Below are 16648 nucleotides of genomic sequence, written 5' to 3'. Positions count from 1 at the left end.
ATATAAGAATCTGGTCATTTGCGGCGCAGCAAAACCAGCCTCGCGTCAGGCTTGCTGCGCCTCGCTCAGGCATTGCAGCAAGGCTTCGCCATAGCGGGCCAGCTTGAGCTCGCCCAGGCCGTGGATATGGCGCAGGCCGGCCGGGCTGTCCGGGCGCTTTTCCACCAGATCGCGCAGCGTGCGGTCGGAGAACACCGCGTAGGCCGGCACATTGTGCTCGTCGGCCACCTGGCGGCGCCAGCGGCGCAGCGCCTGCCACAGCCTCTCCTCGCGCTCGGTGCGCAGCCAGCGGTCGGCGGCGGCGCTGCCGCGCGACTTCTTCTCGTCGGCCAGCGGGCGCAGATAGATGCTTTCCTCGCCCTTCAGCAGCGGCCGGCAGGCATCGGTGAGCACCAGCGACTGGCCGCGGGCGATGTCCACCTGCACCAGTTGGCGCGCCACCAGCTGGCGGACGATGGAGCGCCACCAGCGCTGGTTCATATCCTTGCCGATGCCGTAAGTGCTTAGCTGGTCGTGGCGATGATGGCCGATGCTGGGGCTTTGCCGCCCCAGCAGCACGTCGATGACATGGCCGGTGGGAAAGCGTTGCCCCACTCTATAAATGCAGGACAACAGCTTGCGCACCGGTTCGGTGGCGTCATAAGTGATGGGCGGGTGCAGACAATTGTCGCAATGGCCGCAGGGGCGGCTGTCCTCGCCGAAGTGGGCGAGGATGTGCTGGCGGCGGCAGCCGGCGGTTTCGCAGAAGGCCAGCATCGCATCCAGCTTGGACAGCTCCACCTGTTTCTGCAGCTCGGCCATCTCGCCGCCTTCTATCATCTGCCGCAGCTGCACCACGTCGTTGAGGCCGTAGCACAGCCAACTGGCCGACGGCAGGCCGTCGCGGCCGGCGCGGCCGGACTCCTGGTAGAAGTTTTCCGGGCTCTTGGGCATGTCGATGTGAGCGACGAAACGCACGTCGGGTTTATCGATGCCCATGCCGAAGGCGACGGTGGCCACCATCACGATGCCATCCTCGCGCAGGAAGCTGCGCTGGTGCGCCTCGCGCTGGGCGTGGCTGAGGCCGGCATGGTAGGGCAGCGCTTCGATGCCGTTGTCGCACAGCCACTGCGCGGTGTCCTCCACCCGCTTGCGCGACAGGCAGTAGACGATGCCGGTGGCCCCCTGGTGCTCCTGGCGGATGAAGTCCAGCAGCTGCTTTTTGGCGTTGTGCTTTTCCACCACCTGGTAAAACAGGTTGGGACGGTCGAAACTGGACAGGAATACCCGCGCCTCGGCCAGCTTCAAATAATGGATGATGTCGAGCCGGGTCTGTTCGTCGGCGGTGGCGGTCAGCGCGATGCGCGGCACTTGCGGGAAGCGCTCGGCCAGCAAGCCCAACTGCTGATATTCGGGACGGAAATCATGGCCCCAGTGGCTGACGCAGTGCGCCTCGTCGATGGCGAACAGCGCGATGTTCAGGCTGGACATGAATTCCAGGAAACGCGTCGTCAGCAAGCGCTCCGGCGCCACGTACAACAGGTCCAGCGTGCCGGCGCGGGCCTGGCGGGCGATGTCGCGCGCCTCTTCCGGCGAGGTGGCGGAGTTCAGGCAGGCCGCGGCCACGCCCAGCTCCTGCAAGGTGGCCACCTGGTCCTGCATCAGCGCGATCAGCGGCGACACCACGATGGCCACGCCGTCGCGCAGCAGCGCCGGAATCTGGTAGCACAGGCTCTTGCCGCCGCCGGTGGGCATCAGCACCAGCGCGTGGCCGCCATGCGCGACTTGCTCGACGATCTCCTGCTGCTGCCCGCGGAATTCCGGGTAGCCGAAAACATGATTGAGGATGGAGACTGCGTCGTGCATGCCGGGTGCGATCTGCGGGAAAAAACGCCATTGTACGGCAAGCGGGGGGAGGAATGCGCCGGGACAAAAAAAGAAGCCGCCAGGATATGGCGGCCACAAGTTGGATGGAGACAATGTGAAACGAAGAGGAAAAATGCTCTCGCACTGTGACAGACCCGCCCCGCCGCGATAAAGTTCCGCGCTTTTCGCAAATTCATGCCGCGCCGCGCCAGCCGGTTTCCCCTGGCGGGCGGCTATGCGACACTGGCGGGATATTCTGGAGATCAACATGCGTACTCGTCTTGCCCCCTTGTTCGCCCTGCTGTTGCTGGCCGGCTGCGCCACCGCGCCCCAGCAGGCCGCCGCCCCCGCCCCGGCCAAAGCGGCAGAGCCGGCGCCGCCGCCGGCCAGCGCCGACTGGCAGAATCTGGGCGTCTCGCCCAACGGCAACATCCTCAACGAGCTGGACTGGCTGTCGCTCAAGCGCCAGGGCCCGCTGGTCACCTTCCGCGACCGCAAGACCATCTTCAACCTGAAGCAGGAAAACTTCCTGTCCACGCCGCGGCACAAGGTTTCGCTGAATACCTGGCAGATAGACTGCTCCCAGCACACCTTCCGCCTGCTGGACATGACGCTGTTCGATGAAAACGGCCGGCAGATCGCCAGCTTCTCCTATAATGACAGTCAGATAAAAGCCATGCCGGTCGTGCAGAATTCCGCCAGTTACCAGCAGATGCTGCTGGTCTGCAAGGGACAGCCCGGCTTCTGATCCCGCCCGCCGCCCGCCAATCAACAGGAATCCCCATGACTATCCGACGCGTGGTATTCAATCAGAAAGGCGGGGTGGGCAAATCCACCATCACCGTCAACCTGGCGGCAGTGGCGGCCAGCCGCGGCCGCCGGGTGCTGCTGATCGACCTGGACCCGCAAGGCAACGCCAGCCACTACCTGCTGGGCGAGGCGATGAAGGAGGCCGGCCCCAGCGTCGCCGACCTGTTCCAGCAAATGCTCAACATCTCGTTGTTCGGCAAGGAGCCGCAGGACTTCGTCCGCGCCACCGGCATAGATGGCCTGTCGCTGCTGGCTTCCCAGCCCGAACTGGCCGAACTGATGGCCAAGCTGGAGTCGCGCTACAAGATGTTCAAGCTGAAGGAAGCGCTGGACCAGCTGGCGCCGCATTACGACGAAATCTGGATAGACACGCCGCCGGCGCTGAATTTCTACACCCGCTCGGCGCTGATCGCCGCCGACCGCTGCCTGATTCCCTTCGATTGCGATGCATTCTCACGGCATGCCCTCTATAACCTGAAGGAAAGCGCCGACGAGATCCGCTCCGACCACAATCCCGCGCTGTATATAGAAGGCATCGTGGTCAACCAGTTCCAGCCGCGCGCCAGCCTGCCGGTGCGGCTGGTGGACGAGCTGAAGGCCGAAGGCCTGCCGGTGCTGGCCTCGCCCTTGTCGGCGTCGGTCAAGATCCGCGAATCGCACCAGGCCGCCCGCCCTATGGTGTACCTGGATCCGCGCCACAAGCTGTCCCGTGAATTCGAGGCTCTGTATCAAGAATTGAGCGAGCGCTGACGAGGAAACAGATGCCGAGGTTGAACCGACTCACCTCGCTATTGCTGGGCTGCCTGCTGGGGGCGGGCCTGCTGTTCACCGAATACTGGCTGCTGCTGGAGCATGACCGCGCCGAACGTCTGCAGGAACAGCAGCACTGGGGGGCGCTTGGCACCGGTCTGGTGGTGGTGCAGCTGGAGGACGCGCTGGAGCATACCCGGATCATGGCGCAGCAGTTGGCCAGCAACGGCCAGGCGCGCGGCCTGGCGGAAATGGCCCGCCGCGTGGTGCGCGAGGACAGCGTGTTCGCCGGCATCGGCACCGTGGCGCTGGTCGAGCAAAACCAGCGCGACGCCTTCGAAAACCGCATCGCCACCAGCATCCGCTTCCTGAAGAACCAGCACCTGCAGCCCAGCCCGGTCCAATTGCAGTACTACCCGGTGGCCAGCTACCTGCCCGACGACGCCAACGCGCTGCCGCAGGGATTGGACCTCAGCCATCTGGGCGACTCCAAATGGCTGCTGGACCTGGCCCGCCGCAGCGACCAGCCGATGCTGCTGCCCAGCCAGCTCTCCGGCCTAGGCGGCATCCGGCTCGACATCATCACCCGGCTGGGCGACGACCACACGCTGCTGCTGCTCAATCTGCGCCAGGACAAGCTGATGCAGCCGATAGGCAACGAGCTGATCACCGACAATCCGCTGCATCATGTCCGCCTGCTGATCTGGAGCAAGAACCAGCCCGACGTGCCGCTGCTGGACTCGGCGCCGGGCCGCCCCATCCCCACCGAGCCGCCGATGTTCTCGCGCCGCAGCAAGGTCGGCGGCAACGAATTGCTGCTGGGCGCCTATTCGCTGCAGCCGGTGCAGCCCCTGCTCAGCCCGATGGCCTGGACGGTGCTGATCGCCTCGTCCGCCACCCTGGCGCTGCTGCTGTTGCTGCAGCAACGCCAGCTGCTGGCCAATCGCCAGTTGCACGAACAGCTCAAACAACAGCAACTGCTGCTGGAGCAGAACAACCGCACGCTGCGCGAGCAGATCAGCGACCGGGTGATGTCGGAACAGGCGCTGGCGCAAAGTGAGGCCCGCCAGCGCGCCATCCTGGAGGCCAGCTCCGACGCCATCATCCTGATAGACCGCAGCGGCCATATCCTGCAGACCAACCCCGCGGCGGCCAAACTGGTGGAGCAAAGCGCCCACTCGCTGGAAAACCTGCCCGCCGGCGTGTTGTTCCCCGATCTGTACAATCCCGACCCCGGCCACGCGTTCGAGCAGACCGCGAGCCAGCACGAAGGCCGGCCGTTCGAAACCCGCTTGCTGCGCAGCGACGAGCAACAGCTGCCAGTGGAGCTGTCCCTCAGCCGGGTGGTGATGCCGGATGACTGGTTCTACGTCACCGTCTGCCGCGATATCTCGCGCCGCAAGGAGCAGGAAGAAGCGCTGATCCAGCTGAAGAACAGCCTCGCCGAACAAGTGGAAGTGCAAAGCCGGCAGCTTGCGGCGCTGCTGGACGCCAGCCCGCTGGCGATGGCCTATATCGTCGACCGCAATCTGCGCCAGGTGAACCACGCTTTTCTGGAGCTGTTCCAGCAGCAGGGCCAGGACGTGATTGGCCGCCCCACCATGCCTTACTTTGAAAACCCCGAACAATGGGAGCGCACCGGCAAGGCCCTGTACAGCCTGCTCAACGATGGCAAGGTGGTGCAAACCGAAGTCCGGCTGCGCACCGGCAAAGGCCAGCTGTTCTGGTGCCGCCTGCACGGCCGCGCGGTCAACCCCTCGGTGCCCAAGCTCGGCACCATCTGGGTGTACCTGGACATCTCCGCGCAGCGCTCGCTGGAGGAAACCCTGCGCCACGCCAAGATCCTGGCCGAGGAAACCAGCCGCGCCAAGACCGAGTTCCTGGCCAATATGTCGCACGAGCTGCGCACTCCGCTGCACGCCATCCTGGGTTTCACCGAAATGGGACAGCTGCGCGCGCAGAGTCTGGGCGAGGCCAAGCTGGAGCAATACTTCACCCGCATCAACACCAGCGGCAGCCGGCTGTTGACCCTGCTCAACGACCTGCTGGACATGGCCAAGATGGAGGTCGGCCGCATGGACTACAACATCGGCCGCGGCAATCTCAGCCAATGCCTGCGCGAAGCCTGCGACGAAATGACGCCGATGGCGTCCCGCAACCAGATCCGCATCGATCTGGAATGCGCGCCGGAAACCCTAGCGGCCGACATCGACCCCTTCCGCATCGGCCAGGTGATACGCAATCTGCTGTCCAACGCCGTCAAGTTCAGCCCCGCCGGCTCGGAAATCCGCGTGCGGGCGCTGTTGGACGAACAGGACGGCCAGGAATGGGCGCACGTCAGCGTGGCCGACTCCGGGCCCGGCATCCCGGAAAAAGAGCTGGAAACCATTTTCGACAAGTTCATCCAGAGCAGCACCACCAAAACCGGCGCCGGCGGCACCGGCCTGGGCCTGGCCATCAGCCGCGAAATCATCCACGCCCATCATGGTCGGATCATTGCCGACAATCTGCCTGACAGCGGCGCCATTTTCACCTTTTCCATTCCCAGTCATTTTCAGCGTAACCTAGAGGAGGGAACGCCGGATGCCTCACAAACTCTTGCTCGTTGACGACGAGCCGTTCAATCTGGAACTGATGACCGAACTGCTGGAGGATGCCGGCTACGAAACCCGGCAAGCGGAAAACGGCGAAGTCGCCTGGCAGATCCTCGAGCGCGAAGGCGAACAGTTCTCCACCATCCTGCTGGACAAGATGATGCCGGGCATGAGCGGCTTCGACGTGCTCAAGAAGATCAAGGCCGAGCCGCGGCTGGAGTTCCTGCCCGTCATCATGCAAACCGCGATGGGCGCCGCCTCCAGCGTGCAGGAAGGCTTGGCTGCCGGCGCTTTCTACTACCTGACCAAGCCATTTTCTCGCGACATGCTGCTGGCCATCGTCGGCGCCGCCGTCGGCCACTGGGACCGCTACGCCCATTTCCGCGAATTGGCCAATCTGCATGTCGACGCGCTGCGCCACCTGCAGGGCGCCCGCTTCCGCTGCCGCACCCACCGCGAAGCCCAATCCATCACCGCGCTGCTGGCCAAGACCAGCTCGCAGCCGGAGCGGGTGGCCACCGGGCTGTTCGAACTGCTGGTCAATGCCATCGAACACGGCAATCTGGACATCAGCTACGAGCAGAAAAGCCAGCTGCTGGCCAGCGGCGAATGGGAGCAGGAGCTGGAGCGCCGGCAGCTGGCGCCGGAATACCGCGACCGCGAGGTGTCGCTGGAATTCAGCCTGATCGGGCAACAGCTGCAGTTCATCGTCGAGGACATGGGCTCGGGCTTCGACTGGGAGTACTACCAGAACGCCGAGCCGGCCTCGCTGATGACCAGCCACGGCCGCGGCATCCTGATCGCCCGCAAGCTGTCCTTCGACAGCCTGCACTACGAAGGCAAGGGCAACCGGGTGATCGCCCGCGTCAGTCAGGGCTGATCCCGCCGCAGGCGCCGCGAGCGCGCCAGTAGCGCGGCTGCTGCTGCCGCAGGCAGCCCCAGCGCAGCTCGCGGCCGAAGTCCAGCGTCACCGCGCCGTCCAGATCGGTGCGCAGCACCGTTGCGCCGTATTGCTCGAAGCGCTGCAACACTTGCGGATGCGGATGGCGGTAGCGGTTGAGAAAGCCCGCGCTGACCACCGCCAGCCGCGGCCGCGCCGCCGCCAGCCAGGCCTCCCCGCTGGAGGTGCGGCTGCCGTGGTGGCCGGCGATCAGCACGCTGCTGGCCAGCCGGATGCCGGGCTGCGCCGCCAGCGCGTCCTCCACCTGCCGCGGCGCGTCGCCGCTGATCAGCAAGGCATGTCGGCCGCCCGCCACCCGCAGGATGCAGCTGCGGGCATTGTCCTCGCCCGCCGCCGCCCCGGCCCCAGGCGCCAGCACATCGAAGCGTATGCCGTCCCAGTCCCAACCCTGGCCCTGCCGGCAAGCTGCGGCCCGCGGCAGCGTCTGCGGCTGGCCGGCCAACACCTTTCCCACCGGCAAGGCCGCCAACACGCCGGCCGCCGCGCCGTCGTGGTCATTGTCGTGATGCGACAGCATCAGCGCGTCCAGCCGCGCCACCCCCAGCCCGCGCAGCTGCGGCAGCACCACCCGGCCGGCGTCGCCGGCGCCGGTGTCGAACAGCAGCGCATGCTCCGCCGTCTGCACCAGCAACGACAAGCCCTGCCCCACGTCCAGCACCGTCGCGCGAAATTCGCCGCGCGCCGGCCCCGGCGGCCGGTAGAGCAAACCCGGCAGCAACAGCAGGCAGGCCAAGGGCTTGCCCGGCACGCCGCGCGGCGCGATCAACCACAGCGAACCCGCGCCGGCCAGCGCCAGCAGCGGCCACGGCGCGCCCGCCACATGCCAGGCCGGCCCGGCGGCCAGCCGCTCCACGCCGAAGTAGAAAGCTCGCGCCAGCCAAGCGGCCAGCGGCAACAAGCCATCCCACGGCAAAGCCACCGCCAGCAGCGCCGCAGGCGTCAGCAGCATGGAAACGAAGGGGATGGCCAGCGCGTTCGCTAGTGGCGACAACAACGGAAAACCGCCGAACAGCGCCGCCAGCGGCACCAAGCTGGCCACCCCCGCCGCCCATTGGCCATCCAGCGCGGCGCGCCAGCGCGGCGGCGGCCGACGCCGCGCCAACGAACAAAACATCAGCGCCGCCACCAGGCCGAACGACAGCCACAGGCCAGGCGCCAACACCGCGAACGGGTCCAGCAGCAAGGTCAACGACAGCGCCAGCCACCACACCTGGAACGGCGACAGCTGGCGGCGCAGCTGCAAACAGCACCAGCCGGCCACCAACATGAACAAGGTGCGCTGGGTCGGCACCGTGAAGCCGGCCAGCAGCGCATAGACGGTGGCCGCCGACAGGGCGGCGCCGGCGGCCAGCAAGCGCGGCGCGCGCGCCACCGGCCAGCGGCGCAGCAGGCTGGCGCATGCCCAGCCCGCCAATCCCGCCAGCATCGTGATGTGCAAACCAGAGATGGACACGATGTGGGTCAGGCCGGTGGCGGCGAACAATTGCCAGTCCTCCCGCGCCACCCGCTGCTGCGCGCCCACCGTCAGCGCGGCCACCAACGCCGACTCCCTGCCGGCGCCTAGCGCCCGTTCGATGCGCGCCACTTGGCGCGCGCGCCAGCCGTCCACCCAGGCCATCAGGCCCTGCCCGTCGGCCAGCCTCCGCCGCTCCTTGCCGGCCGAGCCGCTGGCCAGCAGCCCCTCCGACCACAGCCACTGTTCGGCGTCGAAGCCGAACGCGTTGGCGCTGCCGCGCCTGGGCTTGAATCGCGCGCTCAATTGCCAGCGGCTGCCAGGCGGCCAGTCCCGCTTCAGATAGTCGTGCAGCTGCACCCGCTCCGGCAGCGCCGCGCCCGGCGTCAGCGTCCGCTCCACCTCCAGCACCAGCCGGACGCCGTACTCGCCGGGATCTGGCAGGCCGCGCACCACCGCGACGAACGCAATCGGCTTCTGCTGCCAGGCGGCCGGCAATTCCTGCTGCAGCCGCCACTGCGCGCGCGCCGCGGCATAGCCAAGACCCAGGGACAGCGCCAGCAATACCAGCAGCCATCGGCGGAGCGGCCAGCCCGACCGCCAGGCACAAGCGGCCAGCGCCGCCGGCAGCAGCGCATACTCGCGCAGGTCCGGCAAAGCCGGCAGGAAAGCGCAGCCCCCCACCCCGACGACCCAGGCAATCAGCGCCGCCATGCCAGGCGCGGGCCTGGCGCGCCGTTCGCGGCCATCCGGCATTTCGCCTCCGCCCGGCCGCCGATTAAGTGGAAATACCATCATGGCAAATGACAATGTTGATTAAATTGAATTCTGTATAAGCTGAATCTGTGGCAATCGCGGAAGTTACAGCCCTGCCGGCATCCCGCTGGCGGGATCACTGACGAAGGAGCAAACGTGGACGCATACATCGGCACCATTCTCGCCTTTGGCTTCGACTTTCCCCCGATAGACTGGGCGCAATGCCAGGGCCAAACCCTGCAGGTCTCCCAGAACCAGGCGCTTTTCGCCACCATCGGCAGCCACTACGGCGGCAATGGCAGCACCGTATTCCAGTTGCCCAATTTGTGTGGCCGGATGCCCATCAGCATCGGGCCGGCGCAACCCACCTACAACCTGCCGTCCTACGCCATCGGCAACTTCGGCGGCCAACAGACCGTCAACCTGCTGACCGCCAACATGCCGCTGCACAACCACGGCACCTCGGCCGTCAACGTCAGCTTCCAGGCCTCCACCGTCCCGAACCCGACGACGCCGGCCAGCGCGCCCAGCACCAGCAACCCCTATCTGGGCGCCTCCGGCGGCGGCACCGGCCTCGCCACCATCTGGAGCCAACAACTGGAGAGCCCGGTCACCGTCAAAGGGCTGGGACTGAGCGGCAATACCGACACCGCCGGCGGCACCGCCCCGGTCAGCGTGCTCAACCCCTACCTGGCGCTGAATTTCTGCATCGCCGTGCAAGGCATCTTCCCCACCAGACAATAACGCCACTGCAGGCGGCGCGGCCCGCCCGCGCCGCCGAGGAGAACCCGATGCTGGCCGAACTCCGTAGCGAAGATTTCGCTCCCTTGCTGGGGCAGAGCTGTCTGTTCAGCGTGGAGCAGCAGCCCGAACTGGAATTGCGGATCCAGACTGTCCGCCAGAAGCCGCTGGCTCAAGTGCCTGGCCGGGAGGACACGCAGCGCACGCCTTTCGTGGTGGAGTTGGTCGCCGCCCACGCCACCGAACTGGTGGACGCCGTCGGCACCCTGAGCCTGCCGGCGGCAGACGGCCTGCCCGAACGGCGGCTGGAAAACGTCTGGATCAGCCGCACCGGCGCCATGGGCCGCGACCGCCAGTACTGCTATTTCCAGTTGCCGTTCAATTAACGCCGCCAGCGCCAGCCGCCAGCGGCTGGCGACTTCAAACCGCGCCGACCATGATGGAACGGCCGTCCGGATACCACACCAGCTTGTCGGCCACCGCGCCCGCCTCTTCCAGCACGAAACCCAGCGACTGATACAGACGCCTCGCCTGCTCGTTGCCATGCCACACCACCACCGCCAGCGGACAACGCACCTGGCGCGCCGCCTGCTGCAAGCCCTGCAGCACCTGCTTGCCATAGCCCCGCCCGCGCGTCTCCGGCAGCATGGCCAGGAAGATGACCCGCACCTCGTTATGGCCGAAGTCCACCATCACCACGCCGATGGCGGCGCCGGTCTGCTCCACCACGAAATGCATCGCGTTCGGATGATTCTGCCCCGCGCCCTGCAGCAGCGCCTGCAACTGCTGGCGCTGCACCGTATCGATCAGTTCGCGCTCCCCCTGTATCCACTGCAGGTCCGGCCGCGCGCTGCGGTAGACCTTGTCGATGAAAGGCGCGTCGGCGGACTGCGCCGGCCTCAGGGTCGGGCCCTGGGCCAGGGAGGCGAAATTGAGTTCGGCGGCCATGCTCTCTCCTTGGAATTGACACGGTGAATGATGGGAAAACCAGCGCCGTCTCGATCGGACAGCGCGTAACGGCTACAAGCCGGCCTCGCGCTCGACAACGGCCAGAAGATGCCGCCAACCCAGCTGCAACAGGCTGTAGCGCTCGCCGCGCAACTTCGCCCAGCCCGCGGTTTCCCGCAGCGGCGCGACCTGGCGGTCGCAGTCCTCCAGCCGGACCCGGAACACCGCGCTCAACGGCACCAGGCCATGGTCGCGCGCTTCGGTGGCGATCGGCCCGCCGAAAGTGGAAGCCAGCAGCGGCTGGTCCAGCGTGGCCAGATTCAGGCTGTCTATCGGTCCCAGCCGGCAAGACACCGCCCAGCCCTCGCCGCTGTCTGGCACAAAGCTGGCGCGGCCGCCGCGCCGCAGCCCGATCAGGCTGTCCTCGTCGACAAACGCTTCCCCCCGCGCCCCGTCCGGCCCGACCAGATCCAGCAGATGCTCGCCCTCGGCCACCACGGTGCCCGGCCGCAACGCCTCGCTGCTGTCCGCCACCCGGCCGGCGAACGGCGCCGTCAGCACCAGTCTGGCCACTTGCCGGGACAGGCTGGCCACCTGCTGCTGCGCGGCCAGCCATTGTTTCTGCAAGGCCGGCCCCTGCTGCTGCAACTCGCTGTTGAACGGCTGCTGCGACGCCTGCCAGGCCAGGTGGCGCTCCACCACCTGGGCCTGCGCCATTTGCCGGGCCAATTCCGGCGAGTACAGCCTGGCCAGCACCTGGCCCGCCCGCACCTGCTGGCCATCCCGCGCCTTGACCTCGACCACCTCCGCCGCATCCGGCGCGTACAAGCCTTGCGATTGCGCGGCGGCCAACACCGCCGGGCTGGAGACATCGCGCTGCCACGGCAGCAACAGAAACAGAGCGATCAACGCCAACAAAGCGGCGCTGCGCGCGGTTTCCAGTTGCCAGCGCAAATCCGCCCGCCGCGCCCACCAGCAACGCAGCTCGGCGACGATGGGCCGCGCGATGAACCAACCCAGTTCAACGCCCAGCAACAGCAGGCCCAAAGTCTTGAAAAAGAGGTGGTAAACCAGGAAGGCGATGGAGAGGAACAGCACCAGCCGGTACAGCCAGGTGGCCCAGGCGAACAGGATCAGCGCGCGGCGCCGGGCGGGCAGGAAGAATTCCGGAACCGGGTCGTCCAGCCCCAACAGCCACTGCCGCATCTGCCAGCGCGCCAGCGCGAAGGCGCGGGCGTGCAGATTGGGCATGCCCCACCAGTCTGCCAGCAGGAAATAGCCATCGAAGCGCATGAAGGGGCTGGAGTTGATCGCCAGCGTCGCCAGCCAGGTGGTGGTGGCCAGCAGAAACACCCCCGCCCGCAGCGGACCGTCCGGCAGGAAGCACCAGGCCAGCGTGGCCCAGGCCGCCAGCGTCAGCTCCGCCAGCATGCCGGAGACGCCGATCAGCATGCGCTGCCGCCGCGACGGCAGTTTCCAGGCGTCGCTGGTATCGGTGTACAGCACCGGCACCATCACCAGGAAGGCCACTCCCATCGCCGGCACCCGGCAGCCGAAATGCCGGGCCGTCAACGCATGGCCCAGCTCGTGCAGTATCTTGGCCAAGCTAAGCGACGCCGCGATGCCCAATGCGGCGCTCCAGCCGCCGTAACCGGAGAAGGTATGAGTGAACTCATCCCAGCGCCGGGACGCCAGCGCCAGCGCCAGCGCGGCCACCGCCGCCATCAGCCACCAGAACGCCGGCCGAAACACCGCCGCCAGCCAGGGCAGCAGCCGGTTCAACACCGGCTCCGGCCGCACCAGCGGAATGCGGAAGAACAGGTAGTTCTTCAACAGCCACATCGCATGCCCGGGCTTGCCGGCCTGGTACTGGCGCCAGACCCGCTCGCAATCGGCGGGGGCAAGCGGTTGCAGCAATTGGTGCTGCCGTAAAAACAGCAGCAGCTGCAGCAGATCGTCTTCGCCCAGTTCGAGCGTGGTTTCGGCATTCACCGCCGCCAATACCGCCGCGGCGTCGCCAAGCGGCCAGCGCGACAGCATCTCGAAACCGGCCCAACCCAGCTGATAGAAACGGTTGGCTCCCGGATCGTGCAGCATCCAGCTGGGCGAGCCGTCCGCCTGCGCCGGGCCGGCGTGCAGGGTCAACTCCTGCCGCAGCGGCGGCAGCGCCGCGGCGCCCATCACCAGCCCAGCCATTGCCGCGCCGCCGTCAACGGCCGCCGCAGCGCGTAATAGGACAAAGGCACCCAGTCGCCATACACCCGCGCGGTGCCCATCTGGCCCAATTGCGGCAGACGCTGGCCGGCGGCGAAGCTCGCCTGCAGACGGTAGGCCAGCAGATTGCCCTCACTGACTTCGGCCTTGTAGGCCACCCGCAGCAAAGTGGCATCGTAGGAGCGGAACGGCGAGGCGTTGGGATACAGCGTGACCTGGCTGCCGGGCTGGATGGCGATGGCCTCGGCCGCCGGCAGCCAGGCTGTCAGCTCCACTTTGGCGGGGTCCGCCAGCGTCATCACCTTTTCGCCCTGGGCTACTGCCTTGCCCTGCCAGTCGTTGCGGTCGGAAAACACCACCACGCCGTCGGCCGGAGCGGTGACATGCAGACGCTTGAGCTCGCGGCCGGCGAAATCGGCGCTGATGTCCTTCTCCTCCAGCCTGGCCTTGTCCTGCGCCATCGCCAGCTTGCCCTTGTCATCGGTGACCGCCAACTGCGCGCTGGCGCGGAAGCTTTCCTCAGCCGCCCGCCTTTCTTCCTTGGCCAGCTCAAACTGGCCGGACAACAGGGTGGCGTCCAGATCGAACAAGGGCGCGCCGCGCTTCACCGGCTGATTGGGCGACACTTCGACGCGGTCTATCACCCCCGCCACCGGCGCCCGCAGCAGCATCGGGTCGCTGGGCACCACTTCGGCGCGCGCCAGCACGCTCTGGCGAATGGGAAAACAGGCCACCAGTAGGGCCGCCAACAACGCGCGCCGCCGCCGCGGTCCGGCGCGCAGGCCATCCCGCAGCAGCGCCCGCCAGTTGCGGCGCGGCGCGAACTGCCGCAGCGCGTGGGCGTAGGCGTGCGCCAGCTCTTCCGCCAGCTTGAGCTCGTAATCGCTCCAGGGTTGATCGCGCGCCAACAGCAAGGCGCCATGCTCGCCCAGCGGCAGCCACAACGCATGCTGCGGCAGCCATTGCTGCCATTCCGCGGCCAGCGCCGGCGCCAGGTCGGCGGCTTCGCAGCGCCGGCTGGCCGCGCCGGCGGCCTCGCGCGCCAATTGGCGGAACAAGGCGCTCAGCCATTGCAGATAGGGCGCGGTGGGGTCGGGATCAACCAGGCCGGACAAGGTTGCGACATGGCGATGCAGGCCCTCGCGCCAAAGTGCGGCCTGCCGGTAGGGCAGCAGCTGCAGGCTTTCGTTGACCATCACGAAGCCCAGCTGCGCCGCGCTGTCGGCCTCCCGCGCATGGCGCTGCAGCTGCAGCAGGGTGGCCAGTTCCAGACTTTTGTCGGCGTGTCCCATGGCCTTATTTGAAACTGGCCCAGCCGCTCATGCCGGGCAGCAAGTTGCCGGCCTTGCCGTCTATCACGCCTATCGCCAGGATGGACTGGCTCACCGGGTCGATCTGCGCGCCCAGCCGCTCTATCCGGGCCGGGAAGCTGGCGCCCAGCTCGTCGACCGAGATCGTGAAACGGCTGCCTGGCTTCAGCGTGGCCAGCCACTTGGACGGCACCAGCATCCGCAACTCCAGCGAGTCGGAATCGACGATGTCCAGGATGGGGTTGCCCGGGCTGACATACTGGTGCACCGCCGCGCTGCGCTTGGCCACCCGGCCGTCGAACGGCGCCGCGATGCTGCACTTCGACACCAGCGTCTGCGCGTAGCTGGCATCGGCGGCGGCCTCCTTGGCCTTGCCCTGCGCCTGGGTCAGCTCCAGCGTGCCGACCGAGTTGTATTTGGCCAGCTGATTGTTGACCTTCAACAGCTGGCTGGCAGCCTCCAGCGAGGCCTGCGCCTTGCGCAGCTGCGCGCGGTAGCTGCTGCAGTCGAACTCCACCAGCGGCTGGCCGCGGCGGAAGCTTCCGCCTTCCACTACCGGCAGCGCGGAGATCTTGGCTGGGATTTCGCTGGACAGGGTCACCGCGTGGCGCGACATCAGCTGCACGCGGATGCGGCCGTCGGCGGCGTTGAGCGTCGAGGCCGGCGGCGTGGCCGCGCCGGCGTGGCCGGCCAGTCCGATGGCGGCGAGGGTGAGCCAGCGCGTTATCATTTGGCCGCGCCTCCCGCCACCGTGCCCTGCCATTTGGTTTCGGAGCCGCGGAACGCAGCGCTGAGCGAAGCCAGATCATAGCCCTGGGTAGTGGCCGGCAGCGGGTCCAGCCCCAGGCTGGCGCCCATTTGGCCATAGGCGTTTTGCAGATCGCCGTAGGTCTGGAACAGCCGCAGCGACGAGAACACCGCGTTGGCGTCGGCCAGAATGCCCTGCAGCCGCGCGGTGGCGCCGCTGTCCACCGCATTGCGGGTTTGCTCATAGATGGCCTGGTCGACGCTGTTGAGCTCATGCTCCAGTTCGAACTGCCGCGACTTGCCCTGGAAGTCGAGATAAGCGACATGGACCTGGGTCAGCACCGCCATGTTCAAGGCCATCCGCTGCGCGTCGTCCACCCGCTTTTGCGCTTCGGCCGCGCGCGTGATCGGCCCCGCGCTGAACAGATTCAGCAGGTTCCAGCTGATGCGCAGCCCGGCGTCGCTCCAGGAGTTGTTGATCAGGAATTTGTTGCTGTCGTAATGCTGGCCGACGCTGAACTCCAGCCCCGGCAACAGCTTGGCGATGGCTTTGCGCGTCTCCAGCGCGCTGATGCGCTTGCTGTAATTGGCTTCGACCACTTCCGGCCGGTTCAGCAGGGCCATGTCCTCCATCTTGTCGACATCGATGCCCAGCGCCGGCACCGGCATGTCGGCGGAGGCGGCCACCTGGAAGTCCTGGCCCGGCGTCACATTCATGATGGCGGCCAACCTGGGCTTGGCCTGCGACAGCGCGTTGCGCACCGCGCTCATCTGGCGGATCACGTCGAGCAGCTGGCGGCGGTAATTGAGCGCGTCCAGCGGCGCCCGCAGTTTCTGCTGCTCGACGTGGCGAGCGTCGTCCAGCGCCGATTCGGCGTCTTTCAGCAACGCGTCCACCCGCCCTTGCAGGCGCTGCGCGCCGGCGGCCTGCCACCACGCTTCGCGCACCTGCTGCATCAGCTGCTGCGCGACCTTGCGCTTGCGCTGCTCCAGGATCAGCACCCGGTCCGCCTGCTGCTGCGCCGAAAAATAGCTGACGCCGAAGTCCAGCACGTTCCAGCTCAGGTTCAGGTCGGCGGTGCGGTCGCGCTTCTCGCTGGAGATGGACGGCGCCAGCGACTGCTCGCCGGTGGCGATGTTTTGCGAGGACGAGGCGTTGTCCTTGCTGCGCGAGGTGTAGCCCGCCGCCAGCGCCAGCTTGGGCAGCATGTCCAGGCTGGACAGATCCAGCTGGCGCTGCGCCATCGCCTCTTCCATCAGCTTCACCCGGTAATCCAGATTGTATTTGAGCGCCCGCGCCATCGCCTCCTGCAAGGTGACCGGCGCGGACAACGCTTCCTGGCTGCCGAACATCGCCTGCCTGTCGGCGGCGAGCGTGGCCTGCCGCTCCGACAGGCTGATCGGCTGCGGCGTCGCCGCGCAGCCGGCCAGCGCCGCAGCGACGGCCAAAACGGTCAATCGAACCACCCATGATCCCGCTTGATCTTTGGATTGCATGCTGCTGTCCCCTTGAACTTGA

Annotated in this window: 13 protein-coding genes; 6 read left to right on the top strand and 7 right to left on the bottom strand. The window is 67.1% G+C overall.

Annotation, left to right across the window (positions count from 1 at the left end):
* Positions 1–45 precede the first annotated feature (45 nt).
* Positions 46–1845, bottom strand: coding sequence for a DNA helicase RecQ (gene recQ, locus U6115_RS02265; protein WP_043579676.1), 1800 nt, complete (start codon positions 1843–1845; stop codon positions 46–48).
* A 268-nt stretch (positions 1846–2113) separates the two neighbouring features.
* Here recQ and U6115_RS02260 point away from each other — a divergent pair, with 268 nt between their 5' ends.
* From U6115_RS02260 to U6115_RS02245, 4 genes are read left to right on the top strand one after another with little or no spacing between them, the layout of a single operon-like run.
* Entirely contained in the window at positions 2114–2593 is a 480-nt protein-coding gene (locus U6115_RS02260; RefSeq protein ID WP_043579674.1) for a surface-adhesin E family protein, read from the top strand.
* A gap of 35 nt (positions 2594–2628) precedes the next feature.
* A complete protein-coding gene (locus U6115_RS02255) occupies positions 2629–3405 on the top strand; it encodes a ParA family protein (protein ID WP_080770321.1) in 777 nt (258 codons plus the stop codon).
* 11 nt (positions 3406–3416) lie between these two features.
* Positions 3417–6014, top strand: a complete 2598-nt coding sequence (locus U6115_RS02250; RefSeq protein WP_047244587.1) for an ATP-binding protein — start codon at positions 3417–3419, stop codon at positions 6012–6014.
* The gene (locus U6115_RS02245) at positions 5989–6879 is read left to right on the top strand and encodes an ATP-binding response regulator (RefSeq protein WP_043579672.1); all 891 of its coding nucleotides are present in this window, start codon (positions 5989–5991) and stop codon (positions 6877–6879) included. The genes U6115_RS02250 and U6115_RS02245 overlap by 26 nt, the downstream gene beginning before the upstream one ends.
* Here U6115_RS02245 and U6115_RS02240 read toward each other — a convergent pair.
* Entirely contained in the window at positions 6866–9169 is a 2304-nt protein-coding gene (locus U6115_RS02240) for a DNA internalization-related competence protein ComEC/Rec2 (protein ID WP_230623430.1), read from the bottom strand. The two genes, U6115_RS02245 and U6115_RS02240, sit on opposite strands and share 14 nt — an antisense overlap.
* A gap of 156 nt (positions 9170–9325) precedes the next feature.
* Between U6115_RS02240 and U6115_RS02235 the strand changes: the two genes are divergently transcribed.
* Together U6115_RS02235 and U6115_RS02230 are read left to right on the top strand one after the other, a co-directional pair.
* Entirely contained in the window at positions 9326–9913 is a 588-nt protein-coding gene (locus U6115_RS02235; RefSeq protein WP_043579670.1) for a phage tail protein, read from the top strand.
* 47 nt (positions 9914–9960) lie between these two features.
* Positions 9961–10296 (top strand): hypothetical protein, encoded by a 336-nt coding sequence (locus U6115_RS02230; RefSeq protein WP_043579667.1) that lies wholly within the window; start codon positions 9961–9963, stop codon positions 10294–10296.
* Positions 10297–10330: 34 nt separating this feature from the next.
* Here the strand turns inward: U6115_RS02230 and U6115_RS02225 are convergent, their stop codons facing one another.
* The 5 genes from U6115_RS02225 to U6115_RS02205 all read right to left on the bottom strand — a co-directional run bounded on the left by U6115_RS02225 (position 10331) and on the right by U6115_RS02205 (position 16626).
* On the bottom strand, positions 10331–10858 hold the full coding sequence (locus tag U6115_RS02225) for a GNAT family N-acetyltransferase (protein ID WP_043579664.1): 528 nt from the start codon (positions 10856–10858) through the stop codon (positions 10331–10333).
* Between the two features lie 72 nt (positions 10859–10930).
* Entirely contained in the window at positions 10931–13054 is a 2124-nt protein-coding gene (locus U6115_RS02220; protein ID WP_236686524.1) for an HlyD family efflux transporter periplasmic adaptor subunit, read from the bottom strand.
* Positions 13039–14364 (bottom strand): efflux RND transporter periplasmic adaptor subunit, encoded by a 1326-nt coding sequence (locus U6115_RS02215; protein ID WP_043579662.1) that lies wholly within the window; start codon positions 14362–14364, stop codon positions 13039–13041. The genes U6115_RS02220 and U6115_RS02215 overlap by 16 nt, the downstream gene beginning before the upstream one ends.
* A 4-nt stretch (positions 14365–14368) precedes the next feature.
* Positions 14369–15112, bottom strand: a complete 744-nt coding sequence (locus tag U6115_RS02210; RefSeq protein ID WP_043579660.1) for an efflux RND transporter periplasmic adaptor subunit — start codon at positions 15110–15112, stop codon at positions 14369–14371.
* The gene (locus tag U6115_RS02205) at positions 15109–16626 is read right to left on the bottom strand and encodes a TolC family protein (protein ID WP_080509554.1); all 1518 of its coding nucleotides are present in this window, start codon (positions 16624–16626) and stop codon (positions 15109–15111) included. Before U6115_RS02205 ends, U6115_RS02210 begins: the two co-directional genes overlap by 4 nt.
* Positions 16627–16648 lie beyond the last annotated feature (22 nt).

Origin of the sequence: Chromobacterium subtsugae (assembly GCF_035919665.1) — a bacterium.
GTDB classification, from domain to species: Bacteria; Pseudomonadota; Gammaproteobacteria; order Burkholderiales; family Chromobacteriaceae; genus Chromobacterium; species Chromobacterium subtsugae.
This window is presented reverse-complemented; position numbering and strand designations above follow the sequence as displayed.